10 protein-coding genes are annotated in these 13,091 nt (G+C 61.4%); 1 reads left to right on the top strand and 9 read right to left on the bottom strand.

The window, feature by feature from the left end:
• Positions 1–38: 38 nt before the first annotated feature.
• Complete coding sequence (locus ACX80Q_RS01050; protein WP_459328658.1) at positions 39–1,127, bottom strand: BtrH N-terminal domain-containing protein; 1,089 nt, start codon at positions 1,125–1,127, stop codon at positions 39–41.
• An 88-nt stretch (positions 1,128–1,215) separates the two neighbouring features.
• Here ACX80Q_RS01050 and ACX80Q_RS01045 point away from each other — a divergent pair, with 88 nt between their 5' ends.
• Positions 1,216–1,830 (top strand): hypothetical protein, encoded by a 615-nt coding sequence (locus tag ACX80Q_RS01045; protein ID WP_459328657.1) that lies wholly within the window; start codon positions 1,216–1,218, stop codon positions 1,828–1,830.
• Positions 1,831–1,856: 26 nt separating this feature from the next.
• Here the strand turns inward: ACX80Q_RS01045 and ACX80Q_RS01040 are convergent, their stop codons facing one another.
• The 8 genes from ACX80Q_RS01040 to ACX80Q_RS01005 form a co-directional block, all read right to left on the bottom strand.
• Complete coding sequence (locus tag ACX80Q_RS01040; protein WP_459328656.1) at positions 1,857–2,468, bottom strand: TetR/AcrR family transcriptional regulator; 612 nt, start codon at positions 2,466–2,468, stop codon at positions 1,857–1,859.
• An 85-nt stretch (positions 2,469–2,553) separates the two neighbouring features.
• On the bottom strand, positions 2,554–4,800 hold the full coding sequence (locus ACX80Q_RS01035; RefSeq protein WP_459328655.1) for a glycoside hydrolase family 3 C-terminal domain-containing protein: 2,247 nt from the start codon (positions 4,798–4,800) through the stop codon (positions 2,554–2,556).
• 56 nt (positions 4,801–4,856) lie between these two features.
• A complete protein-coding gene (locus ACX80Q_RS01030; RefSeq protein WP_459328654.1) occupies positions 4,857–6,149 on the bottom strand; it encodes an MFS transporter in 1,293 nt (430 codons plus the stop codon).
• Between the two features lie 25 nt (positions 6,150–6,174).
• Complete coding sequence (locus tag ACX80Q_RS01025) at positions 6,175–7,392, bottom strand: glycoside hydrolase family 1 protein (protein WP_459328653.1); 1,218 nt, start codon at positions 7,390–7,392, stop codon at positions 6,175–6,177.
• A gap of 278 nt (positions 7,393–7,670) precedes the next feature.
• The gene (locus ACX80Q_RS01020; RefSeq protein ID WP_459328652.1) at positions 7,671–9,455 is read right to left on the bottom strand and encodes a sulfatase; all 1,785 of its coding nucleotides are present in this window, start codon (positions 9,453–9,455) and stop codon (positions 7,671–7,673) included.
• On the bottom strand, positions 9,455–10,318 hold the full coding sequence (locus ACX80Q_RS01015; protein WP_459328651.1) for an ATP-binding cassette domain-containing protein: 864 nt from the start codon (positions 10,316–10,318) through the stop codon (positions 9,455–9,457). The genes ACX80Q_RS01020 and ACX80Q_RS01015 overlap by 1 nt, the downstream gene beginning before the upstream one ends.
• Positions 10,318–12,114 (bottom strand): dipeptide/oligopeptide/nickel ABC transporter permease/ATP-binding protein, encoded by a 1,797-nt coding sequence (locus ACX80Q_RS01010; RefSeq protein ID WP_459328650.1) that lies wholly within the window; start codon positions 12,112–12,114, stop codon positions 10,318–10,320. Before ACX80Q_RS01010 ends, ACX80Q_RS01015 begins: the two co-directional genes overlap by 1 nt.
• Positions 12,111–13,052, bottom strand: a complete 942-nt coding sequence (locus ACX80Q_RS01005; protein WP_459328649.1) for an ABC transporter permease — start codon at positions 13,050–13,052, stop codon at positions 12,111–12,113. The genes ACX80Q_RS01010 and ACX80Q_RS01005 overlap by 4 nt, the downstream gene beginning before the upstream one ends.
• Between the last annotated feature and the right edge of the window lie 39 nt (positions 13,053–13,091).

Raw genomic sequence — 13,091 nt, 5'->3', positions numbered from 1 at the left:
CTAGCCTATCGCAGCAAGCGCCGCAGCCCTTAAACCGCTCAGTCCACGGACGTTTGCAGGGCCAGGGCGGCCGCCTCCTCCAGATCGGCAATATGCTCCACTTTCGCCGCCATGGCCGCGAAATCTGGCTCCCCGTCCCGCCCGATCAGAACGGTCAGCTCATCCCAGAGCACGCCCAATTCTTGGTATTGTGTGGCAGCTTGGCCCCTTGTAACGGGGAGCCCGACGCCGGAATCCCCCACCCCGAGCGTCGCCACCTCCTGCAAGAATTGCGCATACAACGGCCGGAGGGCTCCCGGGCCGCTGAACCGTTTGCCGGCTAGCAGGCCGTGCAGCATGGCGAGGCCTGCCAAGGAGCGTTGCGGGTCGCCAAAAATTCGTGTCCAGCCGCGCTTGGTGGAGGTGTCCCGCAGCCGTTCCGCCCACTGGCGCATGCCCAGAATGCCGAAGTTCTTGGCATATCCCGGCGGAATTCCGGGTGGCGCCTGCTGGGTCACCAGGGCGTGGGCGGTCTCCGCCATGGCCGCTCGCACCACGTCCGGCGTCAGGATCTCCCCTGTCCGCTCGGGCCCGCTCCCCTGCAACACGTGGGCCTGCCAGTGTTTGTCCGCCTTCCGGGCACCGCGCCCCTGCGCCAGCGCCGGTGCGGATATCCGCTCCAGCCGCCCGCCGCCGTCGTCCACCAAGTAGCCGTCGCCGTCATGGGCCACCACAGCAACATCCATGGAGTCCATGTCCGCGGGCGCGTCCGCGGCAACCCACGGCAGCTTGCCGCGCACCACACGGACTACTGCGGGCGCCCCTGTTGCCAGGGCAGCATCTAACCGTGCCTGGGCCAGGGTGGCGCTCCCCGTCTGCTGGATGTTGACGTCCGCACCGCTGCGGCGGAGCAAGTTCTCCGTGTAAGGGCCGGGGTGAAAACGAGTCACCACGGATGCCGTGGTGGTTTCCTTGTACTCAAAAGTGAAGATCATGAAGCCGATTCCGCCCGCCAGTCCGGCCAGCATCGCCTCGGTGAAGGGGGCCTCGGTGAGCGGATTCTGGGTCCCTGAAGCGGCCAGCACCCTGGTCCAGAGACCGGAGTCCCAGTGCGTGTAGTCGGCGTTGGGGTCATAGGCGGGGAGCATGCGTTGATTCTAGCCGTGACTGCGCGGCTTTGGCTTGCTGGCGGCTGCCGCGCGGAGGCTCCCGGAGCTGTTTCTGTAGGCTGGACCCATGACTGACACAGAACTGCGGATGACCGATCATGAATTGCTGGGTCTGCTGGCGATGACCCCCACGGAGTCGGCGGCGGTGACCTTGGGGTTGTTCCGGCTTGACCAACACAGCGACAACGAACTTCTCACCAACGCCGGAATCACCACCTTGATGGTGCGCGGCCTGGCGGAACTTCAGGGCGAGAGGATTGTCCCCCTGGAGAAATGCGCCATAGTGGGTTCGGTTTTGGCCCAGGCCCAGGAGTGGCTGGAGATTTCCCTGACCACGCCAACAACCAACCACGTGCTGTTCGCTGTGGGCTCCAACGTTGGGGCCGTCCTGCTGAGTTTGAGCCCGCTCGGGGTGCACGAACTCCAGCCCATCGAGTCCGGATCCGCCATGCAGGAGTTGGCCTTGCATCTGGTCCAGGAGTACTTGGCTGGCGCTGCCGAAGGCTTGCCAGCCACCGCCGTCATCAGGCGCCTGCGCACGGGCGCCGAGCAGGCGGTCGCCCAGCTCACGGCCGTGGAAACAGGTGAATGGGTGCTGCGTTCTGGTTCCGAATCCGAGTTCACCGAGACCACGCTTCCGGCAGAGGATGCCATGGCAGCACTCGAGTCGGCGTTGGACTGAGGCCTAGCCGGGCCGAATGGGCCGCCTTAGCCGTCGGCTGGGTAGTGGCCTGATTCTTCCACCAGCCCGAAGGCTTCCAACAGGTATTCGATGTGCCCCGGCATGTCCAGGTCACGATTGTAGAGCCACTGCAGTTGCAGACCATCAGCGGCAGCCAGGACGAGGACGGCAATTCGTTCCGCATCAAGTTTGGCCGGCAGCCTGCCCTCGCCCTGAAAAGCCCTGATCTGATGCGTTGCCAGTTCCCGCAAGTCATGGAAACGCTCCGCAAAAAAATCGTGGGCCGCATTGCCCGCCTCACTTGCTTCACCCGAGAGGCGCACATAGAGCTGCACCAATCCGGGCACCTCCGCATTGGTGCGGATGGTGGTGGTCAAGTGTTCCGGGGTTCCCACAGCGAATCCGGCGTCCTCAGACCGCGCCCTGGAGATCTGGTCCCGCTTCCTGAGGACTTCCCTGAACAAAACGTCCTTCGAACCGAAGTGGTGCATCAGCCCGGCGTGGGTGATGCCGACATTTTCGGCGATTTCACGCACTGAGCTGCGCCCGTAGCCGACCCGGCCCACCACTTCCAGCGCCGACGTTAAAAGTTCGTCCTTCGTTGCATCGCCCTTGGCGTAGGAACCTCGCTTACCCATGACCTCGATGCTACCTTGGTCCCCCGTTGTGGATATTGCCAGTGGAAAACTGCGCCGGGTGTGGAGGGCGCGCCCTCGTCCGCGTTCAGCTGCCGTTGACAAGCTTCAGCAGGGCGTCCAAATCCGCATCTGTTACGGGAATGACCGGAAACTGGGCCAGCTGGCCCAGCCGAGTGCCCATCAACATCTTGTCCCGGGTGGACCCCTCCGCGGCGCCAGCACGGTAAGTCTGCAACACCGGTCCAAGCAGTTCCCGCAGCGCCGGCCCGCCTACTGGGTGTGCAAACCACTGCCCAATGTTGGACTCCCTGTCAACGGGGGCAACGAAGGTTTCGCTGTGAATCTGGATGCTGCCGTCGAGCCGGAGATCGCGGCTTGATGCGCCCACACGGAACACGTACTTCAATTCCTCAACCACCCATCCCTCGGAGGTGGTGTCGTAGTAGGCGAACTCGTCCCGCGGCACAGTGATGACCACCTCACCGGTTTCACCGGGCTGCAAGTCAAGGGTGGCGAATCCTTTAAGCTCGCGCAGCGGGCGTTGCACTCTGGATCCGGGCGCCTCAACATACGCCTGGACCACTTCGCGCCCGGCCCGGCTGCCGCTGTTGTGCACGGCGACAGTGAGCTGTGCACCGCCGTCGGCCTCAGTGATCCGAAGATCCGAGTACTCGAAATTCGTGTAGCTCAAACCGTGCCCGAAGGGATAGGAGACCTGCAATTTGCGGGCATCGTAGTGCCTGTAACCGAGGAACAGCCCTTCACCGTAGTTCACGTGCCCGGCCTCGCCGGGAAAGTTCAAGTAGGAAGGCGTGTCCTCGAGCCGGAGCGGGATGGTCTCGGTGAGCCTACCGGAGGGGTTAGCCACGCCAAAGAGCAGATCCGCCACGGCCGCGCCGCCAGCTTGTCCGCCCAGCCAGCCCTCAAGGATTGCCGGAACCTTCCCGGCCCAGGAGGAGACGGCTACCACGGCCCCGTTGGCCAGCACCACGGCGACCTTCGGGTTGACGGCCGCGACGGCGTCCAGCAGCGCGAGCTGTTCCTGCGGCAGATTGAGATGTTCCCTGTCGAAGCCCTCGGATTCGTAGCTTGCTGGCAGTCCCAAGAAGAGCAGCACCACGTCGGAGCTTGCTGCGAGTGCCACAGCTTCGGCGTGCAATGCTGGATCTCCATCGGTGGGCTGGTCCACGGTGAACCCTGGCGCAAATGTGATGCCGGCGTTGGTGGCCAGTGCCCTGATCGCAGTGAGAGAGTTGTCAAGGCGGGTGGGTTCCACCGTTGAACTTCCTGCGCCTTGGTACCGGGGTGTTCTGGCAAATTCGCCGATTACGGCAATCTTTGAACCCGTCGCCGGATCCAGTGGCAGGAGTCCGGCGTCGTTCTTCAGCAGAACCGCGGCATGGGTAGCGGCTTCACGGGCGAGGGCGTGGTGGGCGTCGGCGTCATAGGTGGTTCCGGGCCGCGCACCTGCCGCACTCTTGGCGGCGAGCGCGGCAAGTCGGTTCACGCTGGTATCCAACGCGGCCTGATCCAAGGTGCCGGCCAGGATCGCAGCAGCAACTTGAGCTGGCCCCACACCTGACGATGAGGGCATCTCCAAGTCCATCCCGGCGGCAACTCCCTTCACCCTGTCGACGACGGCGCCCCAGTCCGAGACCACCACGCCGTCGTATCCCCAGTCACGACGCAGCACATCGGTCAGCAGCCAGGAGTTATGAGAGGCATACACGCCGTTGATCCGGTTGTAGGAGCACATTACGGTCCAGGGTTTTGCCTCGGTGATGACGCGGCGGAAGGCGCGCAAGTAGATTTCCTGCAGCGGACGGGGCGCAATATCGGCGCTGACAGTCAACCGGTTGGTTTCCTGGTTGTTGGCGGCGAAATGCTTCAAGGAGGCCCCCACTCCCTGGGACTGGAGCCCGTTCACCCAGGCAACCCCGAGTTCCCCGCTCAGTAGTGGGTCTTCCGAGAAATACTCAAAGTTGCGCCCACACAAGGGGCTGCGCTTGATGTTGATGCCGGGCCCCAGCAGGACATTGACGCCGAAGGACTGCGCTTCAGTGCCCAAGGCCACCGCCACCCGGTGGGTCAGACCTCTGTCCCAGCTTGAACCAAGCGCTGCTGCGGGAGGAAAGCAGGTGGCGGGGGCACTGCTGGACAGCCCCAGGTGGTCTGCATCCTTGTCCTGAAAGCGGACACCGTGGGGGCCGTCGGACATGACGACGGCGGAAATGCCGGCTTCAGGGTAGGAAACGGTGTCCCACCATCCTGCACCTGAGGTGAGGGCCGCCTTCTGCTTAAGACTAAGGTGGGCTGCTTTGTTGACATTCATGATTTTACGGTGTTCCTTAGCTTGGACGACTACGGGATGGGTGAATGAAACGGTGCTCATTTGACCGATTTGACCGGCAGGACTGCCAACGCCCCCAGGACACCGATGACGGCACCAATGGGAAAAAGCAGCGCGTAGCCGAAGGCGAGCACAATGAATCCGGCGAATGCCGGGGCAAGAATCTGAGGAAGCGTCACGGCCATGTTGACCACGCCCAGATCCTTGGCGAAGGAGGCATCAGAGGGAAGTACTTCAGAGATCAGGGCTGCGTCAACGGCTTGGAAACAACCGAATCCAAAACCGGCCAGACCGGCCAGGAGCAACATGCCGGTGAGGTTCGGAAGCAGCAGAGGAATGAACAACGCCACGGCAACAAGAAGTCCAGAGACTAGGACGAAGGGCTTCCGCCTACCTAGGACATCCGAGAGCCTGCCCGCCGCAAGCGTGCTCAACAGCAAGCCGGCCAGCGAGACCAGGCCAACGACCGGAATCATGGTGATTGCTTCATCACCCAGGCCGATGTAGTCCTGAAGGATGTACAGCTTGTAGCCAACCACCACAAAGTAGCCCGTGTAGGTCAGTAACCTGCTCGTGAAGGCCCAGAAGAAATCCGGGTGCTTTCTGGGGCTGACCCAGAAGGTCAGCGCAAAGTGGCGCATGACAAACGGCTCCACCACTGCGTCCTTGCTGGAGCGGTCCGGGTTGAGCACCACGAACAGCGTCAGGACAATGACTGCGAAGCCGGCAAGGAGCAGGTAGGCGCCCGGGATGTTCTTCGACAATGATGAGGCGAGAATTTGGCCGCCCAGCGATCCAAACATGCCGCCGAGTCCCAGGATGGCGGCAAATGTACCGCGGAAGGCCCGGGGAACCCTGTCGGGCATGATGGCGCTCAGAGGTCCCTGCGCAAAATTGTAGCTAATTTGAACCATGACCCAGGCGATCACCAAGAAGACGATGTTGTTGGCGAACGCCATGCCGAGCAAGGACAGCCCGCCGCACAAGGCGCCCAGAACTATCCACGGCGCCCGCTTGCCGAAACGGCTGCGCGTGCGGTCCGACAGCGCCCCTGCTATCGGCTGGGCGATCATTGCCGCCAGCGCACCGAACATGGAAACCATGGCAAGGACGGCAACCTTTGCCTCTTCACCGAATGATTGCTGCACCTGCAGCGCCAGCAATATGGAAGGGACGGCACCCCAAATCAGGGAAATACTCAAATGAGCTGGGGCAACGGTGGCCATGAGCCGGCGCGGGGCCACCGGCTTGGATTCCTGGGAACCGGGTGGGGACTGCGATTCTGCGGTTGCGGCGATGGTGCTGCTGGAAGTTCCTGACGACGGTGTCATGGCGGTCCTTGAGGTGGCGGGGAAGTTAATGGAGGGGTGCTTGGCTCAGGTCGATCGATCGGGCTTGCCCTGCGGTGCCAAGCCACGACGCTGAGGGTTTAGGCGTGCGGACAAAGGTCTTCCTGTCCACGGCGACCAAGCCAAAAGTAGGTCCATAGCTGCCCCATTCGTAGTTATCCAACGCACTCCAGTGGAAGTAGCCCTGAACGTCAATACCATCGGCCATTGCTTCGCGGAGCCCCTGGAGCGCGCCGGAAGTATAGGCAACCCTGCGGACATCATCGCTTTCGGCAATGCCGTTCTCCGTCACCACAATGGGCGTTCCCGGCACTAAGCCGGCGACCGTGCGGATGGCTTCACCCAGGGCGGGCGGGTAGTACTCCCAGCCTGTCAATGTGGTCGGGGCACCTGCCGGAACAGGGCGCTGACCCTCTGGCCCAACGAAGGCACGAGTGTAGGCCTGCACACCAATCCAGTCATCCTCCTTTGAAGCCACGACGAAGACATCCCGTGCACGTGAGGCGAGCTCCGCAGCAGCCGCTTCCCCACCGTCGACCACATGATAATTGGCGATGGCAACGGACCAGCCGACCTGGATGGAGGGCGCTATGCGGCCGATGACTTCCACGGCCCGCCTGTGCGATTCGATCAAGGCCACGGTTGTGGCCTGGTCGTAACCGGAGAATTCGGAACCTTCCCATGCCGTGCCGGCGAAGACGGCCTTGCGAACCGCTGCGAATCTTGCCACCATATTGGGCTCATTGATGGTGCAAATACGCTCGACTCCGTTGGCAAAGATGGGAGCGGCCGCCTCAACGAAGCGCCCGAACAGATCAACGGCACCGTCCGCTTCCCAACCACCCTGTTCCTCAAACCACTGCGGAACGGTGAAGTGATGAAGTGTCAGCATCGGGCGAAGGCCCCGCGCAATGGCACCGTCCACCATGCGGCGGTAGTGGGAAATCTCAGCATTGGAAAACTCACCGGGTGCGGGTTCAATGCGCGCCCATTCGATGCTGAACCTATAGTCGGTAAATCCGAAGCCCGCCAAGAGGTCCATATCTTCACGCCACCGGTGATAGCTGTCACAGGCATCACCGCTCATGTCGATGAATCGCTGCTTGAGCATTCCGCTGTGCTCATACGCCCAGAAATTGCTGTTGACGTTCATTCCTTCGATCTGGTGGGCCGCCGTCGACGCTCCCCACAAGAACCCTTCCGGAAGTTGAAAACTATTGGACATGTTGGCCTCTCGATAGCTCGGTGCTGTGGTGGTGGTTTGGGCGGGAAACTCCGGTGCTGCAGCTCCGAACTCACACCCTTGGAAAGTGACGCGAGTCACCTTCCAAGCCATTTGAAAACATTACCATGGTAAGTATTGGTAGACAAGAGGATTCCAAGCACGCATCAGATAATTCTCGCTGCGCTCCACCCAGCACGACTGCGGCGTCACAGATTGATGCTTTCTGCAACGCCGCAATAGCTACAAGGCCGATTCCCCACCGGGGTGCGCAGCAATGATCAGGCCCCTGCCACCCGCCCCAAGGCGCCACTGAGTACTGTCTCCAGCGCATGAATATGGCTGGAACCAAAGTCAGGTCGCATGGCCGCCGCGTGCAGGATGGTTCCCTGCCCCAGCATCCTGACCAAAGGGGGGTGTGCCAAGGCGGGCATTTGCGCCAGGAGAATGGGACGTGTTCGGGAGTCCTCCAGAAGTTCATTGAGGGTCATGGTGGAGACCACAGCATCGGCGGGCATCTCATGGACTCGCACAGCAGAAGTACGTGCTGCTTGCATCTGGTGCCATTGCTTTTCCACCAGGAGGTGCGCGCTCATCGCCGGCCCGTCGAGGGGAAGCCCCAAACGTTCATATTGCTCCGCCGGCGCATCATTCGCCCGCATCAACTCGACCATCAGATTTGCCATGCGCAGCTCGCACTCGTCGTGGCGCAAGGGGTGCTGCTGCTGCGGATCGTTCTCCAGATCGAACAGCAAGGTGCCAAAGGCATGAGGGTTCCCCATGACCCAGCCTGGAATCTTCAATGGAGAAACGTTCTTGGTGAACGTGAACGGCGGCGCCAGTTCCATGTCTTGAAGTTCGTGCGCCATGAATCGCGAGCGCATATGCGTCGGCATCAGCGTGTAGTCAAAAAGCGGCGCATTGTCTGCTGAAACACTGGCCCTCATGTAAACGTACCGTCCGTCCGTCACGTTGACATGGGCGCCGAAGAGGCCGAAGAGTGCACCCTCACGTATCGCCGTATCGTCCGCAATCGTGCGAGCCAGCGGCTGCCCCTGCATGTCGTCAGTGGGCTCAAGCCCAAAGAATTCCAGCAGCGTTGGTGCCAGATCGATCGTTTGGACCAGTGTGTCTCGCCGGGCGCCGGCCTGCCTGCTGCGGGGATCCCAAATGAAGAGCGGGGTGTGAATGTTCTGGTCAAACCAGGGCTGCACACTTTTGCCCCACCAACCCTGCTCCCCCAAGAGGAAGCCATGGTCTGTGCACACGATGAGCATGGTGTCATCCCAGAGATTCTGCTCGTCAAAGGTGTCCAGGACCCGCCCAAGCGAAGCATCGCACATGCTCAGCAGCGCCATGTATTCGTTCTTCGCGTGCTGGACCTCTTCCGGTTCTTCGGTCACCCGCCGGTATGAGGGCCAGTCGAAGTGCACTCCCTCGTAGTCGTCGGCATAGAGCTTTCGGTAGTCGTCATAACTAAAGAACGGCTCATGCGGGTCAAAGCACTCAATCTGCAAGAACCAATTGTCAGCGTCCCGGTTGGTCTCCATAAATTCCAGGCCAGCGTCGAAGGTCCGTGTTTGGGGGTGGTCCGCCTCGTTTTGCAAGTACTGCCTGTTGATCCAGTCCTGGCGTACCAACGGATTGTTTCCGTTGAGACTCTCCGGGGCATCGGCGTCGTGCACATGCCCTTTCCAGGCGTCCCCTTCCTGCCCACGAAAGAACTCATGAGTGTTGTAGCGCGTGTGGTAGGTGGCCCCGCCGTCTTCCCAGTAGTGCTGGTGGTCGGTGACCATGTGGGTGTAGACACCGGACGATTTCAAGATCTCCGGCATCGAATCGTCAAAAGGCTCCAGTGGACCCCACGAGCGGTGAAGGAAATTGTAGCGGCCAGTGTGCAATTCGCGACGCGCCGGCATGCAAGGCATGCTGCCGGCATAGCAATTCTCGAAAGTTACGGTGTGCTCAGCCAGCCGTTCAAAGTTCGGCGCATGAACACCCTCGGCGCCGTAAGGCGGCAGCATCCGCCTATTGAGGCTGTCAAACATGACTACAACTGCGCGCATTAGTTGATCTCCCCTGCGAGTATGAGTTTGCGGCGCTCTTCGCGGCGCGTTTTTTGCCGGACCGGGTCGGGTACGGGTGCTGCCATGAGCAGCTTGCGAGTGTATGGGTGCTCGGGTTCCACCGTGACCCTCGAGCACGGCCCGTACTCAACGATCTCCCCCTGGTACATCACGGCTACGCGGTGGCTGACGTGACGCACAACCGAAAGGTCATGAGAGACAAAGAGATACGCCACACCCGTCTGTTCCTGAATGTCCACGAACAGATCAAGCACCCGGGCCTGGGTTGAGAGGTCCAACGCCGAAACCGGCTCGTCACACACGATCAGCCGGGGCGAAAGGGCCAAGGCGCGGGCGATGGCAACGCGTTGACGTTGCCCGCCAGAGAACTCTCGGGGAAGCCTGTCGGCGGCATCGCTGGGCAGGTTCACCTGGTCAAGCAGCGTCCGCACGCGCTTGCGGGCCTGGCCCCTGGTGAGGGATCCGCGGGCCACCAACGGTTCGATCAAGATTTCCTCGATGGTCATAGCGGGGTTCAGCGAGGTGTACGGGTCTTGAAAGACCACCTGTATTTGCGAGCCCATGGCCCGTCGCTGCTGCATGGTGGCACCCGCCAGTTCTACGCCGTCGAACTTTATGCTCCCGGAGGCCACGGGCGCCAGCCCGAGAACAGCGCGACCCAGGGTTGTCTTGCCCGAGCCCGACTCGCCCACCAAGCCCACCGTTTCCCCGGCGCGGATATCCAGCGATACTCCGCGCAAGGCACGGAAGTCCGGCTTGCGCCAGCCCCGCAGAGGGAAATCGACCACAACGTTTTCGACACGGAGGAGCTCCGCACCGGGTTGCGACATGGTTTGGCTCATCATTGTGCTCCTTGCTTTGTGACTACGAGGTCTCTGGGGACACTGTCTTCCAGGGTCGATGACAGCAGCATCTGGGTGTAGGGGTGCGTCGGGTTGGCAAAGAGTTCCAGGGCAGTGTTTGTCTCAATGACCTGCCCGTTCTGCATCACGGCCACCCGGTCGCACAGATCGGCGACCACCCCAAAGTTGTGGGTGACAAGAATGACTCCCATGGCTAGTTCACTCTGCAGTTCCCGCAGCAGCTCTAGCACGTCGGCCTGGACCGTCACATCGAGGGCTGTTGTCACCTCATCGGCTATCAGGAGGTCGGGACCGCACGAGATTGCGCCGGCAATAAGAACCCTTTGCGCCATGCCACCTGAAATCTCATGGGGGTATGCGTCGAATGTCCGTCGGGGATGGGAAATCCCCACCCGGGCCAGCAACTCCAGCGCCTTCTCTTCAGCCTGCTTCTTGGACAAACCCAGGACCGCCCGCAGCGGCTCGGTGAGCTGGTCCCCGATCCGAAATGATGGGTCAAGATTGCTCATGGGCTCCTGCGGCACGTAGGCAATACGCCTGCCGCGCAGTGCCCGCATTGCCGGGGCCGGCAGATCTGAGATCTCCTTGCCATCGAAGGTGATGCTGCCGCGGGTAACGTGCCCCCCGGGTGCCAGTAGGCCCAAAATGGCGAAGGCAGTTTGCGTCTTGCCCGAACCGGATTCGCCCACAAGTCCGAGCACTTCACCCCGGCGCACGTGCAGGTCAACGCCCCGCACAACCTCCTTGCTTGTTGTGCCGGCAGGGTAGCCCACCCCAACACCGGTCAAGCGCAGCAGGACATCGGGGCCGTCGTCGGTCGCCGGCGTCACCGGCACTGTCCGTTGTTTCGTTTCCGGGGAACTGCTCTGGGGCGCCCGGCGCGTTGCACGGCCCTTTGCCGGACCGCTGTCCACGCGTTGGAACCCGTCACGAATGGCGTTGCCCAGCAGTACCAGCGACGCCACGGTAATGGCGATGGCCGTGCCTGGCCAAATGATAGCGGTGGGGGAAACGTAAATGTTAGCGAAGGCATCCTGGAGCATCCCGCCCCAAGTGGGGAGCGACGGATCGCCCAGGCCAAGAAATTCCAGGCCCGACTGGAGCACAATGGCCACACCGGAGACAACAGCAGTATGGATTACCATGGGAGCCCGGACCACCAGCACGATATGCCGGCCAATGATGCGCAGGTTGCTCAGGCCCGAAACTCTCGCTGCATCAACATAGAGTTCATTCTTGACGTTGATCACCAGTCCTCGAACCAGCCGGAAGAAACCAGGGGCGATGAGAACACCAAACACTGCCATGGCAATGAACATTGAGGAGCCGAGGGCCTTGAACAGGGCCAACAACAGGATCATGGACGGCATGGCCATCAGGACATTGGCCACCCAGCTCGACAAGGAGTCAAAGAACTTACCAAAGTACCCGGCAAGAAGACCTGAAACAACGCCGCCCGTCATGCCAACAAAAACGGCAATCAAGGCCCCAACGAGCGTGTTGCGGCCGGCGAAGACGAGCCGGCTGAGGATGTCACGCCCGGCACCGTCACCACCGAGCAGGAACTCGCCACCGGGTGGCGCGTTGATCAGGTCAATACGCACCTCGGTGGGGCTGTGGGGTGCGAACAAGGGCGCAAAGATGCTGAGGAGGACAACGGCGGACAACACAATGACCGCCCCCAACCCCATGGGATTGTGCAGAACTGTGCGCAGAATACTTTGGCGCACTGCAGGCGGCGCTGCCGCGACGACGGGTTTTACGGATTCGGTCATTGCACACGCACCTTCGGATTGACCCAACCATTGGCAATATCAATGACCAGGTTGACAAGAACCACAAGAATTGCCATCACAACAACAATCCCCATGAGCAGCGGGACGTCGCCGCTCAGGGCAGCGTTGACTGTCAGCGTGCCAATGCCAGGAATGGCGAAGACCCGCTCAATCACCACTGCGCCACCTAGCAAGGCAATAAATTGCAATGACAGCACTGTCAGCGCAGGGCCTGCTGCATTGCGCAGCGCGTGCTTGAGCACCACCGACCGGGGGGACAATCCGCGGGCGTGCAAGGTGCGGATGTAGTCTTGCCGCAGCACATCAATGGTTGCGCCACGAATTTGTTGCGCGGCCGAGGCCACCCCACCCAAGACGAGCGAGGTGACGGGCAGCAGAAGCGTCGCAGCCCATCCCAGGAGGCTCTCCGACGGCGCCACATAGCCTGTGGCTGGCAACAGTTGCAGGGACAATGAAAAAGTCAGGACCAGCATCAGTGCCACCCAGAAGTTGGGCAGGGCGAAACCAACGACGCTGACCACCTGAATGAGCCGGTCGAGCCGGCCACCCTTGACAGCCGCCGTGACACCAAGCACGGCACTGATCAACGCGATGACGATAATGGCGCTGACAACCATGGAAAGGGTGACCGGCATCCGGCTCATCAGGGCATCGGTCACGGATTCGCTGTTCAGCCACGAGCTACCAAAGTTCCCGGAGAGCGCTCCCCCCAGCCAGCTGAAGTACTGGCTGAGGAGAGGCTGATCGAGGCCAAGCTCGGTGGTCTTGGCCGCCACCTGCTCAGCCGTGGCGTTTTCGCCAAGAATGTTCCGTGCAACGTTTCCCGTCGAGGAATTAATCAGCACGAACGTGATTGTTGCAATCACAAAAACCAGGACCACTCCGGAAAGGAGCCGTCGAATCACAAAAGGGAGCATGAAAATTGCCTGTCAGTGAGTTGGGGCGGCCCGGACGTG

Source organism: Arthrobacter sp. HLT1-20 (genome assembly GCF_054510895.1).
This window is presented reverse-complemented; position numbering and strand designations above follow the sequence as displayed.